The sequence below is a fragment of the Marinobacter sp. genome (genome assembly GCF_041687235.1).
Taxonomy (GTDB): domain Bacteria; phylum Pseudomonadota; class Gammaproteobacteria; order Pseudomonadales; family Oleiphilaceae; genus Marinobacter.
In genome coordinates, this window is record NZ_JAWLCH010000018.1 from 1 (window position 1) to 18,761 (window position 18,761).

The 18,761-nt window shown below is 56.3% G+C and carries 30 protein-coding genes; 29 read left to right on the forward strand and 1 reads right to left on the reverse strand.

Features of this window, described 5'->3' with window-relative positions:
- Positions 1 to 39: 39 nt before the first annotated feature.
- From rpsS to rplQ, 23 genes are all read left to right on the forward strand, one after another.
- On the forward strand, positions 40 to 315 hold the full coding sequence (gene rpsS / locus ACESMK_RS17620; protein WP_007154011.1) for a 30S ribosomal protein S19: 276 nt from the start codon (positions 40 to 42) through the stop codon (positions 313 to 315).
- Between the two features lie 16 nt (positions 316 to 331).
- Positions 332 to 664: a 50S ribosomal protein L22 gene (rplV, locus tag ACESMK_RS17625; RefSeq protein WP_373001523.1), complete on the forward strand. Its 333-nt coding sequence runs from the start codon at positions 332 to 334 to the stop codon at positions 662 to 664.
- Positions 665 to 675: 11 nt separating this feature from the next.
- A complete protein-coding gene (gene rpsC, locus ACESMK_RS17630; protein WP_029655325.1) occupies positions 676 to 1,359 on the forward strand; it encodes a 30S ribosomal protein S3 in 684 nt (227 codons plus the stop codon).
- Between the two features lie 12 nt (positions 1,360 to 1,371).
- Complete coding sequence (rplP, locus tag ACESMK_RS17635) at positions 1,372 to 1,785, forward strand: 50S ribosomal protein L16 (RefSeq protein ID WP_008174875.1); 414 nt, start codon at positions 1,372 to 1,374, stop codon at positions 1,783 to 1,785.
- Positions 1,785 to 1,976, forward strand: coding sequence for a 50S ribosomal protein L29 (gene rpmC, locus ACESMK_RS17640; RefSeq protein ID WP_008174877.1), 192 nt, complete (start codon positions 1,785 to 1,787; stop codon positions 1,974 to 1,976). The genes rplP and rpmC overlap by 1 nt, the downstream gene beginning before the upstream one ends.
- Position 1,977: 1 nt before the next feature.
- On the forward strand, positions 1,978 to 2,244 hold the full coding sequence (gene rpsQ, locus ACESMK_RS17645; protein WP_008174879.1) for a 30S ribosomal protein S17: 267 nt from the start codon (positions 1,978 to 1,980) through the stop codon (positions 2,242 to 2,244).
- Between the two features lie 18 nt (positions 2,245 to 2,262).
- Positions 2,263 to 2,631, forward strand: a complete 369-nt coding sequence (gene rplN / locus ACESMK_RS17650) for a 50S ribosomal protein L14 (RefSeq protein WP_007154005.1) — start codon at positions 2,263 to 2,265, stop codon at positions 2,629 to 2,631.
- Between the two features lie 17 nt (positions 2,632 to 2,648).
- Positions 2,649 to 2,969, forward strand: a complete 321-nt coding sequence (gene rplX, locus ACESMK_RS17655) for a 50S ribosomal protein L24 (RefSeq protein WP_069185083.1) — start codon at positions 2,649 to 2,651, stop codon at positions 2,967 to 2,969.
- Between the two features lie 15 nt (positions 2,970 to 2,984).
- Entirely contained in the window at positions 2,985 to 3,524 is a 540-nt protein-coding gene (gene rplE / locus ACESMK_RS17660; RefSeq protein ID WP_373001526.1) for a 50S ribosomal protein L5, read from the forward strand.
- Positions 3,525 to 3,536: 12 nt separating this feature from the next.
- Positions 3,537 to 3,842 (forward strand): 30S ribosomal protein S14, encoded by a 306-nt coding sequence (gene rpsN / locus ACESMK_RS17665; protein ID WP_008174884.1) that lies wholly within the window; start codon positions 3,537 to 3,539, stop codon positions 3,840 to 3,842.
- 88 nt (positions 3,843 to 3,930) lie between these two features.
- Positions 3,931 to 4,323 carry a 30S ribosomal protein S8 gene (gene rpsH / locus ACESMK_RS17670; RefSeq protein WP_069185084.1) on the forward strand — a complete coding sequence of 131 codons (393 nt, stop codon included), beginning with the start codon at positions 3,931 to 3,933 and terminating at the stop codon, positions 4,321 to 4,323.
- 9 nt (positions 4,324 to 4,332) lie between these two features.
- A complete protein-coding gene (gene rplF, locus ACESMK_RS17675) occupies positions 4,333 to 4,866 on the forward strand; it encodes a 50S ribosomal protein L6 (protein ID WP_117619475.1) in 534 nt (177 codons plus the stop codon).
- A 9-nt stretch (positions 4,867 to 4,875) separates the two neighbouring features.
- Complete coding sequence (rplR, locus tag ACESMK_RS17680) at positions 4,876 to 5,223, forward strand: 50S ribosomal protein L18 (protein ID WP_373001528.1); 348 nt, start codon at positions 4,876 to 4,878, stop codon at positions 5,221 to 5,223.
- 12 nt (positions 5,224 to 5,235) lie between these two features.
- Positions 5,236 to 5,736, forward strand: coding sequence for a 30S ribosomal protein S5 (gene rpsE / locus ACESMK_RS17685; protein ID WP_008174892.1), 501 nt, complete (start codon positions 5,236 to 5,238; stop codon positions 5,734 to 5,736).
- Positions 5,737 to 5,740: 4 nt separating this feature from the next.
- Positions 5,741 to 5,929 carry a 50S ribosomal protein L30 gene (gene rpmD, locus ACESMK_RS17690; RefSeq protein WP_012139786.1) on the forward strand — a complete coding sequence of 63 codons (189 nt, stop codon included), beginning with the start codon at positions 5,741 to 5,743 and terminating at the stop codon, positions 5,927 to 5,929.
- A 1-nt stretch (position 5,930) separates the two neighbouring features.
- Positions 5,931 to 6,365 (forward strand): 50S ribosomal protein L15, encoded by a 435-nt coding sequence (rplO, locus tag ACESMK_RS17695; RefSeq protein WP_088558160.1) that lies wholly within the window; start codon positions 5,931 to 5,933, stop codon positions 6,363 to 6,365.
- A 17-nt stretch (positions 6,366 to 6,382) separates the two neighbouring features.
- Positions 6,383 to 7,705, forward strand: coding sequence for a preprotein translocase subunit SecY (gene secY, locus ACESMK_RS17700; protein WP_008174899.1), 1,323 nt, complete (start codon positions 6,383 to 6,385; stop codon positions 7,703 to 7,705).
- A 30-nt stretch (positions 7,706 to 7,735) separates the two neighbouring features.
- Complete coding sequence (gene rpmJ, locus ACESMK_RS17705; RefSeq protein ID WP_008174902.1) at positions 7,736 to 7,849, forward strand: 50S ribosomal protein L36; 114 nt, start codon at positions 7,736 to 7,738, stop codon at positions 7,847 to 7,849.
- 140 nt (positions 7,850 to 7,989) lie between these two features.
- A complete protein-coding gene (rpsM, locus tag ACESMK_RS17710) occupies positions 7,990 to 8,346 on the forward strand; it encodes a 30S ribosomal protein S13 (RefSeq protein WP_048497755.1) in 357 nt (118 codons plus the stop codon).
- Between the two features lie 13 nt (positions 8,347 to 8,359).
- The gene (gene rpsK, locus ACESMK_RS17715; RefSeq protein ID WP_007153992.1) at positions 8,360 to 8,749 is read left to right on the forward strand and encodes a 30S ribosomal protein S11; all 390 of its coding nucleotides are present in this window, start codon (positions 8,360 to 8,362) and stop codon (positions 8,747 to 8,749) included.
- Between the two features lie 18 nt (positions 8,750 to 8,767).
- A complete protein-coding gene (gene rpsD / locus ACESMK_RS17720) occupies positions 8,768 to 9,388 on the forward strand; it encodes a 30S ribosomal protein S4 (protein ID WP_053114301.1) in 621 nt (206 codons plus the stop codon).
- A 35-nt stretch (positions 9,389 to 9,423) separates the two neighbouring features.
- Complete coding sequence (locus tag ACESMK_RS17725; RefSeq protein ID WP_008174911.1) at positions 9,424 to 10,428, forward strand: DNA-directed RNA polymerase subunit alpha; 1,005 nt, start codon at positions 9,424 to 9,426, stop codon at positions 10,426 to 10,428.
- A gap of 33 nt (positions 10,429 to 10,461) precedes the next feature.
- Entirely contained in the window at positions 10,462 to 10,860 is a 399-nt protein-coding gene (rplQ, locus tag ACESMK_RS17730) for a 50S ribosomal protein L17 (protein WP_064230334.1), read from the forward strand.
- A gap of 107 nt (positions 10,861 to 10,967) precedes the next feature.
- Here rplQ and uvrA read toward each other — a convergent pair whose 3' ends face one another.
- On the reverse strand, positions 10,968 to 13,811 hold the full coding sequence (gene uvrA, locus ACESMK_RS17735; RefSeq protein WP_373001531.1) for an excinuclease ABC subunit UvrA: 2,844 nt from the start codon (positions 13,809 to 13,811) through the stop codon (positions 10,968 to 10,970).
- 185 nt (positions 13,812 to 13,996) lie between these two features.
- Here uvrA and ACESMK_RS17740 point away from each other — a divergent pair, with 185 nt between their 5' ends.
- The 6 genes from ACESMK_RS17740 to ACESMK_RS17765 all read left to right on the forward strand — a co-directional run bounded on the left by ACESMK_RS17740 (position 13,997) and on the right by ACESMK_RS17765 (position 18,758).
- A complete protein-coding gene (locus ACESMK_RS17740) occupies positions 13,997 to 15,367 on the forward strand; it encodes an MFS transporter (RefSeq protein ID WP_373001533.1) in 1,371 nt (456 codons plus the stop codon).
- Between the two features lie 57 nt (positions 15,368 to 15,424).
- Positions 15,425 to 15,955 carry a single-stranded DNA-binding protein gene (gene ssb / locus ACESMK_RS17745; protein WP_373001535.1) on the forward strand — a complete coding sequence of 177 codons (531 nt, stop codon included), beginning with the start codon at positions 15,425 to 15,427 and terminating at the stop codon, positions 15,953 to 15,955.
- 230 nt (positions 15,956 to 16,185) lie between these two features.
- Positions 16,186 to 17,118: a biogenesis protein MshI gene (locus tag ACESMK_RS17750; RefSeq protein ID WP_373001537.1), complete on the forward strand. Its 933-nt coding sequence runs from the start codon at positions 16,186 to 16,188 to the stop codon at positions 17,116 to 17,118.
- Complete coding sequence (locus ACESMK_RS17755) at positions 17,115 to 17,720, forward strand: PilN domain-containing protein (protein WP_373001539.1); 606 nt, start codon at positions 17,115 to 17,117, stop codon at positions 17,718 to 17,720. The genes ACESMK_RS17750 and ACESMK_RS17755 overlap by 4 nt, the downstream gene beginning before the upstream one ends.
- Positions 17,720 to 18,409 carry an MSHA biogenesis protein MshJ gene (locus ACESMK_RS17760; RefSeq protein ID WP_373001541.1) on the forward strand — a complete coding sequence of 230 codons (690 nt, stop codon included), beginning with the start codon at positions 17,720 to 17,722 and terminating at the stop codon, positions 18,407 to 18,409. The genes ACESMK_RS17755 and ACESMK_RS17760 overlap by 1 nt, the downstream gene beginning before the upstream one ends.
- Position 18,410: 1 nt before the next feature.
- A complete protein-coding gene (locus tag ACESMK_RS17765; RefSeq protein WP_373001543.1) occupies positions 18,411 to 18,758 on the forward strand; it encodes a hypothetical protein in 348 nt (115 codons plus the stop codon).
- The last annotated feature ends 3 nt before the right edge of the window (positions 18,759 to 18,761 follow it).

An 18,761-nucleotide genomic window follows, 5' to 3' on the forward strand; every position in this document is an offset into this window, starting at 1 on the left:
TCGTTCGGCCAAGTAAACGACTACATAGAGGTAATTGCTGTGCCACGTTCTTTGAAGAAAGGTCCTTTTATAGACCTGCATCTGTTGAAGAAGGTCGAGGCAGCTCTGGAAGCTAACGACAAGCGGCCGATCAAAACCTGGTCCCGCCGGTCGACAGTCTTTCCGGAGATGGTAGGCCTGACCATTGCAGTCCACAACGGCAAGCAGCACGTGCCGGTTTATGTCACCGAAGATATGGTTGGACATAAGCTGGGTGAGTTCGCGGCAACGCGTACTTATCGTGGTCATGCGGCCGACAAGAAAGCTAAACGCTGATTCTGAGGTAATCGAAATGGAAGTAGCAGCCAAGTATAAGGGCGCTCGCCTCTCAGCTCAGAAAGCACGTCTTGTCGCTGACCAAGTACGCGGCAAGGCTGTTGAGGACGCCCTGAACATTCTGACTTTCAGCCCGAAGAAGGCGGCGGGCGTGATCAAGAAAGCTCTTGAGTCCGCCATCGCCAACGCTGAGCATAACGAAGGTCTGGACGTTGACGAACTGCGGGTTTCCACCGTCATGGTGGATGAGGGTCCGACGCTCAAGCGAATCAAAGCTCGAGCCAAGGGGCGCGCTGACCGTATTTTCAAGCGCACCTGCCATATCACCGTCAAGGTCGCCGACAAGTAGGAGATGCTCAGATGGGTCATAAAGTAAATCCAACCGGCATTCGCCTGGGTGTGATCAAAGAGCACAACTCAGTCTGGTATGCCGACAAAAAGGAATATGCGAAAAACCTGTTGAACGACATTCAGGTTCGTGAATTCCTCGACAAGCGCCTGGTTAAGGCGTCTGTCAGCAAGATTGTGATCGAGCGCCCTGCTCAGAACGCCCGTATCACGATCCATACTGCCCGTCCCGGTATTGTTATCGGTAAGAAGGGTGAAGATGTTGATCGTCTGCGTCGCGAAGTCAGCGACATGATGGGTGTGCCTGTGCACATCAACATCGAAGAAGTCCGCAAGCCGGACCTCGATGCCCGCCTGGTAGCGCAAAACGTTGCCGGCCAGCTGGAGCGTCGTGTGATGTTCCGTCGCGCTATGAAGCGTGCGGTACAGAACGCCATGCGCCAGGGTGCCAAGGGTATCAAGATCCAGGTAGGCGGTCGTCTCGGGGGTGCTGAAATCGCGCGTTCCGAGTGGTATCGCGAAGGTCGTGTTCCTCTGCACACACTGCGTGCAGATATTGATTACGCAACCTACGAAGCGCATACCACTTACGGCGTAATCGGCGTCAAGGTATGGATCTTCAAAGGTGAGATTCTTGGTGGTATGGAGCAGGTCCGTGCTGACAAGAAAGCCTCTGGGAAGAAAGGTTCTAAGTAAAGGGGCACTCTTATGCTGCAACCAAAACGCACCAAATTCCGCAAGGTAATGAAAGGCCGTAACACCGGTCTTGCTCACCGCGCCAACAAGGTGAGCTTCGGTGAATACGGATTGAAGGCTACGAGCCGTGGGCGTATAACTGCGCGCCAGATTGAGGCAGCGCGTCGTACCATGACTCGTCGCATCAAGCGGGGCGGGAAGATCTGGATCCGGGTATTCCCGGACAAGCCGATCACCGGTAAGCCGCTTGAAGTTCGAATGGGTAAAGGTAAGGGTTCTGTCGAGTATTGGGTGGCTGAAATCCAGCCAGGCCGCATGCTCTACGAGATGGAAGGTGTTTCTGAGGAAATTGCTCGGGATGCGTTCACTCTCGCCGCGGCCAAACTGCCGGTACAGACCACCTTTGTAACGAGGACGGTGATGTGATGAAAGCAACAGAGCTGCGTGAAAAGTCAGTCGAGGAGCTGAACAAAGAGCTGATCGACCTCCTGAAGGAGCAGTTCAACCTGCGCATGCGTAAGGCGACAGGTCAGCTGAATCAGTCTCACCTTCTCGGCAAGGTGAAGCGCGATATCGCTCGCGTGAAAACAGTATTGAACGAAAAGGCAGGACAGTGACATGACCGAAGCTACCCAAACTGCCAGAACTCTGAGCGGCAAGGTCGTGAGCAACAAGATGGAGAAATCCATCGTGGTGTTGGTCGAGCGTCAGGTGAAACACCCGCTGTACGGTAAGTACATGAAGCGTTCAACCAAGATCCACGCTCACGATGAGAGCAATCAGTGCAACATTGGTGACACTGTGACCATTCAGGAAACCCGTCCGGTCTCCAAGACCAAGAGCTGGGCCCTGGTGGAAGTCACTGAACGTGCATCCAAGGTGTAATTCGCCCGGAGAACAACCATGATTCAGACTCAAACAATGCTTGAAGTCGCGGATAACAGCGGTGCGCGTCAGGTGATGTGCATCAAGGTCCTGGGCGGTTCACATCGGCGTTATGCCAGCGTAGGGGATATCATCAAGGTGACCGTAAAGGAAGCCATCCCCCGCGGTAAAGTGAAGAAAGGCCAGGTCCTGAAAGCTGTCGTGGTACGCACCCGCAAGGGTGTTCGCCGTCCCGACGGTTCGCTGATCCGTTTCGACGGAAACGCGGCAGTACTTCTGAACAATCAGGACGCTCCTATTGGTACCCGTATCTTCGGACCGGTTACCCGTGAACTGCGTAATGAAAAGTTCATGAAAATTATCTCACTGGCACCCGAAGTACTTTAAAGGACCAGAGGCCGGTTATGAAAAAGATCAAACGAGATGACGAAGTAATCGTCACCACGGGGAAAGATAAAGGCAAACGTGGTAAAGTTCTGAAGGTTCAGGACGATGGCCGTATGGTTGTTTCTGGTATCAATATGATCAAGAAGCACACCAAGCCGAACCCGATGCTGGGCACCCCAGGTGGCATCGTCGAAAAAGAAGCACCTATCCAGGCTTCCAACGTGGCTATTTTTAATCCGCAGACCGGCAAAGCCGATCGTGTAGGCTTCCAGATCAAGGAAGACGGCGCGAAAGTGCGGATCTTCAAGTCCACGAACGAAGCTGTCGATAACCAGTAAGCGGTGGTGGTTACGATGCTTAATATGAAAGAGCAGTACAGTAAGGAAGTGGTACCCGCCCTGCAGAAAGAGTTCGGCTACAAGAACATTATGCAGGTGCCGCGTATCGAAAAGATCACCCTTAACATGGGTGTCGGCGAAGCGGTTGGTGACAAGAAGCTGATTGAAAATGCCGTGGCGGATCTTGAGCGCCTGGCAGGCCAGAAAGTGGTTGTTACCAAGGCGCGTAAATCCGTTGCGGGTTTCAAGATCCGTGAGGGTTGGCCTATCGGTTGTAAGGTTACCCTCCGCGGCGAGCGTATGTGGGACTTCTTCGATCGCCTGGTTCACATTGCGGTTCCCCGCATTCGTGACTTCCGCGGTCTGAATCCCAAATCGTTCGACGGTCGCGGTAACTACAGCATGGGTGTGCGTGAGCAGATCATTTTCCCTGAGATCGAGTACGACAAGGTCGACAAGATCCGTGGTCTGGACATCACCATTACCACCACTGCCGGTACCGACGATGAAGGTCGTGAACTGTTGAAAGCCTTTGGCTTTCCGTTCAAGAAATAAGGAACGAGTGTAATGGCTAAGGTTTCCATGAAGAACCGTGAGCTGAAGCGCGAAAAGACCGTTGCGAAGTTTGCAGCGAAGCGCGCTGAACTCAAGGCGATTATCAAGAACCCGAATACCAGCGATGATGACCGTTGGGACGCACAGATGAAGCTGCAGCAGCTTCCTCGCGATGCTTCTCCTTCGCGTCTTCGTAATCGTTGCCAGGTGACTGGTCGTCCCCACGGCGTTTTGCGCAAGTTCGAGCTTTCACGGATCAAACTCCGTGAATACGGCATGCGTGGCGACGTTCCGGGCCTGACCAAGGCAAGCTGGTAAGATAGGCACCCTGACCTCGGTCAGGTGCCTGTTGGTAAGCGGTGCGGCAAGCCGCTGCACAACTAAAAAGATCAGGAGCCTCATACCAATGAGTATGCAAGACACGCTTGCGGATATGTTTACCCGTATCCGTAATGCACAGATGGCATCAAAAGCAGATGTTACGATGCCATCCTCAAAGATGAAGATCTCCGTAGCCCAGGTCCTGAAGGACGAAGGTTACGTTGACGATTTCTCCGTTTCAGCCGACGCGAAGCCCGAGCTGACGATCACCCTGAAATATTTCGGCGGTAAGCCGGTTATTGAAGAGATCAAACGGGTCAGCCGTCCGAGTCTGCGCCAGTATAAAGGCGCTGGGGAGCTGCCGAAGGTATCCGGTGGTCTGGGAGTCGCGATTGTCTCAACGTCCAAGGGCGTTATGACAGACCGCGCCGCACGTGCTGCTGGCGTGGGTGGCGAAGTCATCTGCACCGTATTCTAGGAGAACCACATGTCCAGGGTTGCCAATAATCCTGTCGTGCTGCCTTCCGGTGTTGAGGTTAAGCTGAACGGACAGGAAATTAATGTGAAGGGTTCCAAGGGAGCGCTTCAAATCACCATTCACCAGGCGGTTGAAGTAAAGCAGGAAGAAAATGTTCTGCGCTTTGCGGCCCGCGATGGTGCTAAACAGTCCCGCGCTCTTGCTGGTACTACTCGTGCACTGGTCAACAACATGGTGACCGGTGTTTCCACAGGCTGGGAGCGTAAACTCCAGCTGACGGGCGTAGGTTACCGTGCCCAGGCGCAAGGTAAGAAGCTCAATCTGACACTGGGTTTTTCACACCCGGTCGAGTATGAGCTGCCCGAGGGGATTACCGCAGAAACTCCGTCCAATACGGAAGTAGTGATTCGCGGTATCGACAAGCAACAGGTTGGCCAGGTCGCTGCGGAAGTCCGCGCGTTCCGTCCGCCCGAGCCTTATAAGGGCAAGGGTGTTCGTTATGCGGATGAGCAGGTCAGACGCAAAGAAGCCAAGAAGAAATAAGGCGGGACTATGAGCGCGAATAACGAAAGATTGCGTCGCGCACGCAAAGTGCGCATGAAGATCCGTGAGCTGGGTACCAATCGTCTGTGCGTTCATCGCACACCGCGTCACATGTACGCCCAGGTCACCACTGCAGATGGCAGCAAAGTGCTTGCCACTGCCTCCACGTTGGATAAGGAACTGCGCCAGGGTGCAACCGGTAACGTGGACGCTGCCAAAAAGGTCGGTCAGTTGATTGCTGAGCGTGCCAAGGCGGCAGGTGTTGAGCAGGTTGCTTTTGACCGCTCCGGTTACCGTTATCACGGCCGGGTTCAGGCTCTGGCCGACGCAGCCCGTGAAGCTGGCTTGCAATTCTAAGAGGTGGAGAAGATGAGCGTTAACGAACAGAAGGCGCCTGAGCTCCAGGAGAAGCTGGTTCAGGTCAATCGTGTCGCCAAGGTTGTCAAGGGTGGCCGTATTTTCGCCTTCACCGCACTGACTGTAGTGGGTGATGGTAAAGGTCGCGTTGGTTTCGGTCGTGGCAAGGCGCGTGAAGTGCCGGTCGCCATCCAGAAGGCCATGGAGGCTGCGCGCAAGAACATGGTAGAAGTTCCGCTTGACGGTACTACCCTGCAATACCCGGTCAAGGCTCAGCATGGCGGCTCCAAGGTTTACATGCAGCCAGCGTCCGAAGGTACTGGTATCATCGCCGGCGGTGCGATGCGTGCAGTACTGGAAGTGGCGGGTGTTCAGAACGTACTGTCCAAGTGTTACGGGTCTACTAACCCGGTGAACGTGGTACGTTCCACCATCAAGGGTCTCCAGGCGACACAGGCGCCTGAAGATATTGCAGCCAAGCGCGGTAAGACCGTGGAAGAGATTCTGGGTTGAAGTCATGGCGAACGCAAAAACGATCAAAGTAACTCTGACCCGCAGCCCCATCGGCTGCCAGCCCAAGCACAAGTTGTGTGTGAAGGGCCTGGGTCTTCGTAAAATCGGTCACACCGTGGAAGTGGAAGATACACCTTCTATCCGCGGCATGATCAACCGGGTTGATTACCTGGTTCGGGTTGAGGAGAACTAAGATGCGTCTGAACGAACTTAGTCCGGAGCCCGGTTCACGTCAGGCCCCCAAGCGGGTTGGTCGTGGTATCGGTAGCGGTCTCGGTAAAACCGGCGGTCGTGGTCATAAAGGTCTGAAAGCCCGTTCCGGTGGCAGCGTGGCGCCTGGTTTTGAGGGTGGCCAGCAGCCATTGGCCCGTCGTCTGCCGAAATTTGGCTTCACGTCTCGTCAGCAGCGTTACGTTGCTGAGATTCGCCTGAATGAACTGGCTAAGGTAGAAGGCGATGTGGTTGATCTGGAGGCTCTGAAGAAGGCGGATATCATTCGCGGAGAGATCCGTGAAGCCAAGGTTATCCTGTCCGGCGAACTGAGCCGTGCGGTAACCGTGAAGGGACTTCGGGTAACCAAAGGCGCGCGCGAGGCAATTTCTGCCGCGGGTGGTAAAGTCGAAGACTAAGGCGAGTCGAGGACTAAATGGCCAAGAACGCATCATTGCCTGCGGGCGCGGGTAAAGGACTGGCAGAGCTGCGATCGCGGCTCTGGTTTGTCTTCCTGGCATTGCTGGTGTACCGGATTGGTGCCCACATTCCGGTGCCGGGTATCAACCCCGACCGTCTGGCGGCACTGTTTGAACAGAACCAGGGCACAATCCTGAGCATGTTCAACATGTTTTCTGGTGGTGCGCTTGAGCGCATGAGTATCTTCGCTCTCGGTATCATGCCGTACATTTCGGCCTCCATTATCATGCAGCTCATGACTGCGGTGAGTCCGCAGCTTGAGCAGTTGAAGAAGGAAGGCGAAGCTGGCCGTCGAAAGATCAGTCAGTACACCCGGTATGGTACGGTTATCCTGGCCCTGGTTCAGGGCTTTGGTATTTCTGTCGGTCTGGCATCTCAGGGTGTCACCTTCAATGACAGCTTCAGCTTCCACTTCGTGGCGGTTGTGTCATTCGTAAGTGGCGCCGTGTTCATGATGTGGCTGGGTGAGCAGATCACTGAGCGAGGTGTCGGCAACGGCATTTCACTGCTGATCTTCGCCGGTATTGTGGCCGGGTTGCCCGGCGCTATCGGTCAGACGCTCGAACAGGCTCGTAACGGTGAGATGAGCCTGCTGGTCGTGCTCGGCATTGGCGTTCTGGCTGTTGCGGTCATTGGCTTCGTGGTGTTTATGGAGCGTGGTCAGCGTCGGTTGACGATCAACTACGCCAAGCGCCAACAGGGTCGCCGGGTGTTCGCCCAGCAATCCAGCCATCTGCCCCTGAAAGTGAATATGGCCGGTGTAATCCCGCCCATCTTTGCTTCGTCCATCCTGCTTTTCCCGGCATCGCTGGGTCAGTGGTTTGGTCAGGGCGAGGGCATGGAGTGGCTGAGCGATGTCTCCCAGGCTCTGGCGCCAAGCCAGCCGTTGTATATCATCCTGTTTGCGGCAGCAGTGGTTTTCTTCTGCTTCTTCTACACAGCGTTGATGTATAACCCGAAAGAAGTTGCGGATAACCTCAAGCGCTCTGGAGCGTTTATTCCGGGCATTCGTCCTGGTGATCAGACCGCCAAGTATATCGATGGTGTTCTGACGCGCCTGACGCTGTTCGGTGCAATGTACATTGCAGCAGTTTCCCTGTTCCCTCAGTTCCTGATGGTGGCCGGGAATGTTCCGTTCTATCTGGGCGGAACCTCTCTGCTGATTGTTGTAGTCGTGGTGATGGATTTCATGGCTCAGGTTCAGTCGCACCTGATGTCCCATCAGTATGAATCACTGATGAAGAAGTCCAATCTCAAGGGCTATGGTCGGAACGGTTAATCCCGTTCCCCTTGAAAACTGGAGTCGACAATGAAAGTACGCGCTTCGGTAAAGAAAATTTGCCGTAACTGCAAAGTAATTCGTCGCAATGGCTCGGTACGAGTCATTTGCTCGGAGCCTCGTCACAAGCAACGCCAGGGCTGATTCCGAAAGGAAGCCTTCCTGACATTGCAGGGTTTCGAAATGATGGCGCTTGACTCCATGCGGGGTCAGGCGCTATTATTTCGCGCCCTTTTTGTGGCGGAAAATTCACACAGCAAAGCTTTGAACGCGGAGTAATTTGGATGGCACGTATAGCCGGTGTCAATATACCCGATCACAAACATGCTGTTATCTCGCTGACCTATATCTTTGGTGTTGGCAAGACAACAGCCCAGAAGCTTTGCGATGCAACCGGCGTTAAGCCGGACGTCAAGGTCAAAGACCTTAGCGACGAGCAGCTTGAAGCACTTCGTACTGAAGTGGGCAAGGTGTCTGTCGAAGGCGATCTGCGTCGTGAAGTACAGATGAACATCAAGCGTTTGAAGGATCTCGGATGCCACCGTGGTCTGCGTCATCGTCATGGGCTTCCAGTCCGTGGCCAGCGCACCAAGACCAACGCACGCACCCGTAAAGGTCCACGCAAACCTATTCGTAAGTAACAGGTAGGCAAACATGGCAAAGCCAGGTACACGTACCCGTAAAAAGGTGAAAAAGACGGTTGTTGATGGCGTCGCGCACATTCACGCGTCCTTCAACAACACTATCGTGACCATTTCTGACCGTCAGGGCAACGTCCTGTCCTGGGCTACCTCTGGTGGTTCCGGTTTCCGTGGGTCACGCAAGAGTACACCTTTTGCTGCGCAGGTAGCAGCTGAAAGAGCCGGTAATGCGGCTGCTGAATACGGCCTTAAAAACCTGGACGTAGAGGTTAAGGGTCCTGGGCCCGGACGTGAGTCTGCAGTTCGCGCGCTGAATGCGTGTGGCTACAAGATCACCAACATCACAGATGTGACGCCGATTCCCCACAACGGCTGTCGTCCGCCCAAGAAGCGCCGCGTCTAACACAGGAGACAGTGAATTATGGCTCGTTATATAGGCCCGAAGTGCAAGCTGTCTCGTCGTGAAGGGACAGATCTTTTTCTGAAGAGCGGTGTTCGCGCGCTCGATTCAAAGTGCAACATCGAGACTCCGCCGGGTATGCACGGCGCGCGTCGCGGTCGTCTGTCCGAGTACGGCGTACAGCTGCGTGAAAAACAGAAAGTTCGTCGTATCTACGGCGTTCTGGAAAAGCAGTTCCGTAACTACTACAAAGAGGCAGCCCGAGGAAAAGGTGCAACCGGTGAAAACCTGCTGCAGCTCCTGGAAGGTCGTCTCGATAACGTTGTATATCGCATGGGCTTTGGTTCTACCCGTGCAGAAGCCCGTCAGCTCGTCTCTCACAAGGCGATCCTGGTCAACGACAAGACGGTAAACATTCCGTCCTACCAGGTCCGTCCGGGTGATGTTGTGAGCGTGCGTGAAAAGGCGAAGAACCAGCTGCGTGTTAAAGGCGCACTGGATCTGTCTGCAAGCCGTGCACCGGTGAGCTGGGTAGAGGTCGACGCCAACAAGATGTCCGGCGTTTACAAGTCAGTACCCGAGCGTACTGAACTGCCGGCCGACATCAACGAGAACCTCATCGTCGAGCTTTACTCCAAGTAAAGCCCAGTTAGCAACGATAGCAGATAGGGGCGTCTATGCAGCGTTCAGTACATGAGTTATTGACACCTCGTACCATTGACGTGAAGGAATCAAGCGCCACACGTGCCAAGGTTACGCTTGAGCCTCTTGAAAGGGGCTTTGGCCACACCCTGGGCAGCGCATTGCGCCGGATTCTCTTGTCTTCGATGCCGGGCTGCGCCGTGACTGAAGCGCAGATTGACGGTGTCCTGCACGAGTACAGCGCCATTGAGGGTGTCCAGGAAGATGTCATTGAGATTCTGCTGAATCTCAAAGGCGTCGCCGTAAAAATGAACGGTCGGGACGATGCCGAGCTCACGCTCAGCAAAAAAGGCCCGGGCGTTGTGACAGCCGGTGATATCAAGCTGGATCATGACGTCGAGATTGCCAACCCGGAGCACGTGATCTGTCACCTGAGCGAGAATGGTGAAGTGAACATGCGTCTCCGTGTTGCCCGCGGTCGCGGCTATGAGCCGGCAGACCAGCGTGGTCTTGACGAGGACGAAACTCGCGCCATCGGACGCCTGCAGCTGGATGCAACATTCAGCCCGGTTCGCCGCGTGGCTTACGCCGTGGAAAGTGCACGGGTAGAGCAGCGGACCGATCTGGACAAGCTGGTTATTGATCTGGAGACCAATGGCACCATCGACCCGGAAGAAGCAATTCGCCGGGCGGCCACCATCCTCCAGCAGCAACTGGCGGTGTTTGTTGATTTCGATCATGAGAAAGAGCCCGAGCGCGTTGAGGAAGAGGAAGAAATCGATCCGATCCTTTTGCGTCCGGTTGATGATCTGGAATTGACAGTGCGTTCAGCTAACTGCTTGAAGGCTGAGAACATTTACTACATCGGCGATCTTATCCAGCGCACAGAAGTTGAGCTGTTGAAGACGCCTAACCTTGGTAAAAAGTCGCTGACCGAGATCAAGGACGTTCTGGCGTCCCGTGGTCTGTCACTGGGCATGCGTCTTGATAACTGGCCGCCGGCTAGCCTTCGTGGCGACGACCGGGTTCTGGGCGGTTAATCGCCGATTAGTTTAAGGTAAGGAATCAGAGCAATGCGTCATCGTAAGAGTGGTCGTAAGTTCAGCAGGACCAGTGCGCATCGCAAGGCCATGTTCCGTAACATGACTGCGTCACTGGTTGAACACGAGCTGATCAAAACAACGCTGCCGAAAGCCAAAGAGCTTCGTCGTGTAGCTGAGCCTTTGATCACGCTCTCCAAGAATGATTCGGTCGCGAATCGTCGTCTGGCGTTCTCACGCCTGCGTGACGATGCAGCGGTTGCCAAGCTGTTTGATGAGCTTGGTCCCCGTTACAGCGAGCGTCCGGGTGGATACCTTCGTATCCTGAAGTGCGGCTTCCGTGCCGGCGACAACGCCCCTATGGCGTTTGTTGAGCTGGTTGGTCGTCCGCTGGATATCGAAGCCGAAGAGGTGGACGAAGACGAGGATTAATCGCCTCGGATTCGCCCCTGAAAAAACCGGGTTCCGAAAGGTACCCGGTTTTTTTGTGCCTGGAGTTAAACTTGGGGGCAGGAGAAAGCTTTCTTCTGACCCCGTGTTCAGGTCTGAGGCTTCAATTTACCTTTTCCCAGCATCGGCTTGAGATAGCGGCCGGTATGGGATGACGGGTTGTTCGCAACCTCCTCCGGTGTGCCCTCAGCGATGATCTGACCGCCCCCGGAGCCGCCTTCCGGGCCCAGGTCGATAATCCAGTCTGCGGTCTTGATGACATCCAGGTTGTGTTCGATCACCACAATGGTATTGCCGTGATCTCGTAACCGCTCCAAGACGTTCAGCAGTTGCTGGATGTCGTAGAAGTGCAGGCCGGTGGTGGGCTCGTCCAGAATATAGAGCGTCTTGCCGGTATCCCGCTTGGACAGTTCCTTGGCCAGTTTGACCCGCTGGGCTTCGCCCCCGGAAAGTGTCACGGCGCTCTGGCCCAGGCGAATGTAGGAGAGGCCCACGTCGATCAGTGTCTGGAGTTTACGGGCCAGGAAAGGAACGGCGTCGAAGAACTCGCGCCCCTCCTCAACGGTCATTTCCAGCACTTCGTTGATGTTCTTGCCCTTGTAGCGCACTTCCAGAGTCTCACGGTTATAGCGCTTGCCCTTGCAGACATCGCAGGGAACGTAGACATCCGGCAGGAAGTGCATTTCCACCTTGATCACGCCGTCGCCCTGGCAGGCTTCGCACCGGCCACCTTTGACGTTGAAGGAAAAACGCCCGGGCTTGTAGCCGCGGGAGCGTGCCTCCTGGGTGCCCGCGAAGAGTTCGCGGATCGGGGTGAACAGGCCGGTATAGGTGGCCGGGTTTGAGCGTGGGGTGCGGCCGATAGGGCTCTGGTCAATGTCGATGACCTTGTCCAGGTTATCCAGCCCCTTGAGTGATTGATAGGGCGCATGGTTAAGGCTGGTCGCCTTGTTGAGTTTGGCTGCGGCGACCGGATAGAGGGTGCTGTTGATCAGAGTCGACTTGCCGGACCCGGACACGCCGGTGATGCAGGTCATGATGCCCAAAGGCAGGTTCAGGGTCACGTCTTTCAGGTTGTTGCCCGTGGCGCCAGCCAGTGTTACCGACTTCCCGCTGCCCTTGTTTCGCTGCTTGGGGATCGCTATCTCCCGGGACCCATTCAGATACTGGCCGGTAAGAGAGTCGGGGTTTTCGATGATCTGTTGTGGCGTTCCCTGGCCGATAATGTGGCCGCCGTGGACCCCGGCGCCCGGACCGATATCAATCACATGATCGGCGGCGCGGATGGCGTCCTCATCGTGCTCGACAACAATCACCGTGTTGCCCAGGTCCCGCAGGTGGGTGAGGGTGGCCAGCAGCCGGTCATTGTCCCGCTGGTGTAGCCCGATGGACGGTTCGTCCAGAATGTACATAACGCCCACCAGCCCGGCGCCAATCTGGCTTGCCAGGCGAATGCGCTGCGCCTCGCCGCCGGAGAGGGTATCGGCGCTGCGCTCAAGAGTCAGGTATTCGAGGCCGACGTTTACCAGGAACTGAAGCCTCTGGCGTACTTCCTTCAGGATTTTCTCGGCAATTTCGCCTTTTCGGCCCGGGAGCGCCAGGGTTTCGAAGTAATTGTGGGCCTCGCCAACCGGCAAGTGGGTAACATCAGAAATATTGTTTTCTTCAATAAAGACATGGCGGGCGCTTCGGCGCAGTCGGGACCCTCCGCACTCCTTGCACGGTTGGGTGCTCAGGTTCCGAGCCAGTTCCTCCCGCATGCTCTGTGAGTCGGTCTCACGGTAGCGCCGCTCAAGGTTGGGCAGAATGCCCTCGAACGGATGAGCCTTCTCCATGATATGGCCACGGGAGTTCACGTAGCGAAAAGGAATGTCTTCATCGCCTGAGCCAAACAACAGTACGTTGCGGAAGTCCTCGGGTAGGTCCACCCACGGCGTTTCCAGGTCAATACCGTAATGGTCTGCCACGCTGCCCAGCATCTGGAAGTAGTAGACGGCCCGGCGGTCCCAGCCCTTGATGGCCCCGGATGCCAGGGTTGCCTCGGGATGGTGGACAATTTTCTCGGGATCGAAGAACTGTTTGACGCCCAGACCGTCGCAGGTAGGGCAGGCGCCTGCGGGATTGTTAAAGGAAAACAGTTTTGGCTCGAGTTCGCTCAGGGCGTAGCCGCATTGGGTGCAGGCGTAACGGGCGGAGAAGGTGTGTTCTTCCCCTTCGCCGGTCATAGGCGCGACCAGGGCAATACCGTCTGCGAGTTGCAGGGCGGTTTCGAAACTCTCTGCCAGCCGCTGCTCCAGGCCCGGCTTGACCTTGAACCGATCAACGACCACATCAATCTGGTGCTTGCGTTTCTTGTCCAGGTCCGGCACATCGTCAATGTCGTAAACCGTTCCATCCACTCGCAGGCGGATGAAGCCCTGGCTGCGCATGGTTTCAATGACTTGCAGATGCTCGCCCTTCCGGTCCCGGATCACCGGAGCCAGGATCATCAGCTTGCTGTCCTCTGGCATGGCGACCACCTGGTCTACCATCTGGCTGATGGTCTGCGCCTCCAGGGGTTGCCCATGGTCGGGGCATCGGGGCTCGCCGGCCCGGGCAAAGAGCAGGCGCAGGTAATCGTAGATTTCGGTGATGGTGCCTACGGTGGAGCGGGGGTTGTGGGAGGTGGACTTCTGCTCGATGGAGATGGCCGGCGACAGGCCTTCGATGTGGTCCACATCCGGCTTCTCCATCATCGAGAGAAACTGGCGGGCATAGGTGGACAACGACTCCACGTAGCGGCGCTGACCTTCGGCATAGAGTGTATCGAACGCAAGGGACGATTTGCCGGAACCAGAGAGGCCGGTGATTACGATGAGTTTGTCCCTTGGCATATCCAGGTCGATGTTCTTCAGGTTGTGGGTTCGCGCCCCTTTGATCTGGATATGGTCCATAACACCTCGCTCGGATAAAAACGAAAATTATACCGCGTTGGGCCCGCTGCGGCGAAAATGATGGCGGATCAGGCGCTTCGTGATCGGTCCCCCGTTTCGGAACCTTCTGCTACAATGCGCCGCCTGCGAGGGATATGTGCCCTCAATCTGACCGCTTTCAACCCCGGCTGAGGTACGTACTTGCCATGAATGCGCTGGAAAAACGCTCCGTTTCGGCCCTGGCGTCTGTCTACGCCATGCGCATGCTCGGACTGTTCATGGTCATGCCGGTGTTCATGCTGCTCGGAGAAGACCTGAAAGGTGCCACGCCGGCCCTGCTTGGCTTCGCCATTGGCGCCTACGGGCTCAGTCAGGCCCTGTTACAGATTCCCTTCGGCATGCTGTCTGACCGGGTTGGCCGCAAGCGAATGATTTACATCGGCCTTGTGCTCTTTGCTGCCGGCAGTCTTCTGGCCGGGGCCACGGATTCCATATACGTTGTGATTGCCGGTCGGATTCTTCAGGGCGCCGGTGCGATCGCCAGTGTCCTGATGGCGCTTCTCAGTGACTTGACCCGGGAAGAAGAGCGAACCAAGGCCATGGCGTCCGTGGGCATCACCATTGGCTTGTCGTTTTCTGTCTCACTGGTGCTTGGGCCTCTTCTTGGCGCCTGGTGGGGATTGTCTGGTATTTTCTATGTGACGGCGGCGCTGGCCGTGCTGGCTCTGGTAATTGTTCATCGCCTGGTTCCGACCCCTCATCAACACAAAACCAGCGCCGATACTCATCCCGCCAGGGAGATGCTGGGTCGCGTGCTTTCGGACGGCCGCCTGTTGCGTCTTGATTTCGGAATTTTCGCGCTACATCTCGTTCTGACGGCTTTGTTTCTGGTGTTTCCTTCAATGTTACAGGAGCAGTTTGGTCTGGCCACCGGTTCCCATTGGTGGTTCTACCTGAGCGTGATGGTGACGTCGTTCTTTGCCATGGTGCCCTTTATCATCATCGGGGAGAAAAAACGCAAGATGAAGCCAGTGCTGTGCGGGGCGATTGCGCTGCTGACACTGGCTACCGCCGGGTTTGCTGGTGTATCTGGTAGTCTGATGGCGGCCTGGGGCGTGCTGTTTTTCTTCTTCATGGCCTTCAATCTGCTTGAGGCCAGTCTGCCGTCACTGATCAGCAAGGAAGCGCCTGCCGCCAGCAAAGGGACCGCCATGGGTGTCTATTCCACCTCCCAGTTCATGGGCGCATTCCTCGGTGGCGCGTTGGGTGGTTTCCTGCTGGAGGTGGCAGGCATCCAGGCTGTGCTCTGGTTTATGGTGGCGGTGCTTGGCCTCTGGTTGCTGGTGGCGCTTACCATGCCGGCACCCGGCTATACCGCCAGTTTCGTGGTACAGTTGCACCAGGTTATGAGCGGGCAGTACGACGATATTGATGACAATCTCCGTCGCCTTCCAGGCGTGCAGGACGTGGTGATTGTGGAAGAGGCTGGCACCGCCTATCTTAAGGTGGATCGGCAGCAATTTGATGAAGCGTTACTTGCGGACTTTTCCTTTGTCCGGCAGGCTAGCAATTCTTGAAATCCGGAAGCCCGCACGGAACGCGGGCATCCCTGAAAACAGAGTCAGGAGCAGAACATGGCACGAGGCGTTAATAAAGTAATTCTAATCGGTAATCTGGGACAGGACCCGGATACCCGCTACACCCCCAACGGCAATGCCGTGGTGAACCTGAATCTTGCAACCGACGAAAGCTACAAGGATCGTCAGACCGGTCAGCTGGTTCCAAAAACGGAATGGCACCGGGTGGTTCTGTTCGGGAAAGTGGCAGAGGTGGCGGGCCAGTACCTGCGCAAGGGCTCCAAGGTTTACATTGAGGGCAAACTTCAGACCCGCAAATGGCAGAACAAGGAAGGGCAGGATGTATACACCACCGAGGTTGTGGTGGATATCAGCGGCCAGATGCAGATGCTGGACAGCCGTGGAGGCGAAGGCGGGATGAACCAGGGTGCCCCGGCGGGCCGCCCGCAGCAGTCCGGCTACAACGCGCCGGCCGGCCAGCAGAACAATCCGCCACCACAGTCGCAGTCCGGGGGCTATAGCAACCAGTCGTCACAGGGCAGCATGCCAGAGCCGGTTGACGATTTTGATGATGACATCCCCTTCTGATGGAAACTTCCTCAGGATCTGGATATCCGAAGTGAATAAGGCCTCCGCCATGCGGGGGCTTTATTGTTACGGACTTGCAAAAACGATGTGAAATCAGCCAAAAAAACGTGGAGTTACGTTCACTTTCTCATCTATCATGTAATCGATTGTAAAAAGCGCCTGTTTTTTAGGCAGCATAATAACGACTTGAGGCCGGCGAGTGGCCTCCGGATCCTTCTCTAGCGGACTCCATGACAAAGACATCAATGCTCAGAAAACTGACCGGTCTGTTCGGGCACCCCGGAGCACGTCTGCGGGTGTGTCTTGAGATTCGCCCGGACGGCATCGCCTGGTCGGAATCCGGCGGTCCCGGAGCCGGGCGGTCAGGCTTTGCCGATTGTCTGCCAGCGAAGCGCCAGGCGGCCCTGCTCGGGTTGGTGGACGATCACGGCTGGTCAGGTGCTGCAACCACGCTTGTTTTGCCCCTTGATCAGTATCAGGTATTCCAGATGGATCGTCCGGAGGGCATCGAAGAGTCGGAGCTGAGCGATGCCTTGAAGTGGAAATTGAAGGATTTTCTCGATTTCACCCCCTCTGAGGCGGTTTCCGATGTGTTTCCATTTCCCAAGGATGCGTCCCGCGGCCGTGGCGAGCTGGTGAATGTTGTTGCGGCCAGAAAATCTCTGGTTTCAGAGTTGGTGGCGCTGGTTCAGGACGCTGGCCTGGAGCTGGAGCGCATTGATATTGCTGAACTCGCGTTGCGTAATCTGGTGTGCAGGCTGGATGACAACAAGCGAGGTGCCGCGCTGGTGCATCTCAAAGAGGGCTATGGCCAGATGGTGATCTGTAAAGACGATACCCTGTATCTGTCCCGCCGCCTCGATGTTACCTCCGAGGATCTCCGGGATGCGGCCCGGCAGGAATCTGCGGTACAGTCTCTGGCCCTGGAAATGCAGCGCTCCCTGGATTATTACGAGAGCCAGCTGGGCCAGGTGCCGCCAGCGATGATTCGTCTCGTCGCCCGTGACAGCGTACTGCCGCTTGCCTCGATGCTTTCTTCCTATGTCGCCGCCGGTATTGAAACCCTCGATTGGCGTGCCCTTGGTCTGGAGTCTGATCTGGACAGTCGATGCCTGCCGGCCTGGAGTGCGGCGCTGCCGATGCCGGAGGATGGTCGCCGATGATCCAGCAGGTCAACCTCTACACTGAGGAGCTTCGGCCTCGCAGGGAAAGGCTCCAGGCGGGCACGGCGTTGGGTATTCTTGTATTGGGACTGATCATGGTTGTCTCGGTGGCTGGCCTGTTTGCCTACAAGAATGCCTCGTTGGCAACCGAGGTCTCGAACCTGGAGCGTCAGAATGAACGGCTCGAGCAGGCGGTGGCCGAACTCAGGTCGGCCGTGCAGGCCCGTCAGCCGGATTCGGAAGTCGAAGAGGCGCTGGATCGGGTTACCCAGACCATTGCCCGTCGTCAGCGTTTGCTTGAAAAAGTGGAGAATCTCGTGCTGTCCGAAGGTCGCCATTTCTCACCGCAGATGGCGGCCCTTGCGAGACAGATTCCCGAAGATGTCTGGTTAACAGGCGTTATTCTGGACTCGGGGTCTGACAAGGTTACCATTGAAGGCCGCAGCCGTGCCGGGGCCCAGGTACCCGTCTACCTCGAAAATCTGGGTGAGGAACCCGCGTTCACCGGACGAACCTTTGGCGTGTTCAGATTGTCACGGCCCGACGAAGGCCGCTGGATTGATTTTCACGTCTCCACCAAACCAGACGGGGAGGGGCGCTGATGGCAAATGTGTCGTCAGGTTCCTTTGCCCGGGCTGCAGACTGGTATAACCAGCGCCCCATCCGTGAGCGGGCGCTGATCCTGCTGACGGCCCTGGTGCTTGTTCTGTTTGTGGCCTGGGAGCTCGCTGTTACACCATTGCTGCAGAAGAACGGGAGCCTGGAAAGTCGTCTTCAATTACTCTCCAGCAGCCGGGACGATCTGCTGGCGCAGCAACAGATGCTTGATGAGCAGCTTGCCACGGATCCTTCCCGGGAATTGCGGAACCGGTTGAACACCCGTCAGCAGAGGCTGGAGCGACTCAACCGGCAAATCGCCGACACCACCGGGCAATTGATTGCGCCCAAGGCCATGGTGGTGCTGTTACGTGACATTCTGGCAGCCCAGGAATCACTGGAGTTGCAGGCACTGGAACTCCAGACCCCGACCCCGGTTTTTTCCCCGGAACGGGCCGAACAATCCTCGCAAGAGCAACCGGAATCACCAGAGCCACTGCTCTATGCACACGATGTCGAGCTCCACATCAAGGGGAGCTACCTCAATGTGCTGAACTATCTGGAGAGGCTTGAGGCGATGGACGAACGTCTCGGGTGGATCCGGCTTGAATACAGCGCTGGTGACTGGCCTTCCGGTGAGGCCGTTATCCGGGTTCGGACACTGAGCCTGGATCAGGCCTGGCTGGGGGTGTGAGATGAGCAAGCGTTTGGGTGCGTTAACACACCGGTGGGTTTTACTGGCAGCGTGTACGCTGGTTCTTTTGCCCGGTGCGTCCCATGGGCTGCAGGATCCGACCAGGCCGCCAGGCCTTGAAGAAACTGCTGCCAAGCCAGCGCCAGAACGCGCTCTGGCACTGGATTCAATTCTTTTCAGCAAGGACAGGCGTGTCGCCGTTATCGAAGGTGAGGCCCTCAGGGAAGGCCAGGGTTTTGACAACGTGCGGGTTATCCGGATTTATGCCAATCGTGTTCTGGTAACGGATAACGGCCGCGAACGGGTGTTGTACCTGGAGAGACTTCCGCAGGTTCGGGGAACTCAATGACAG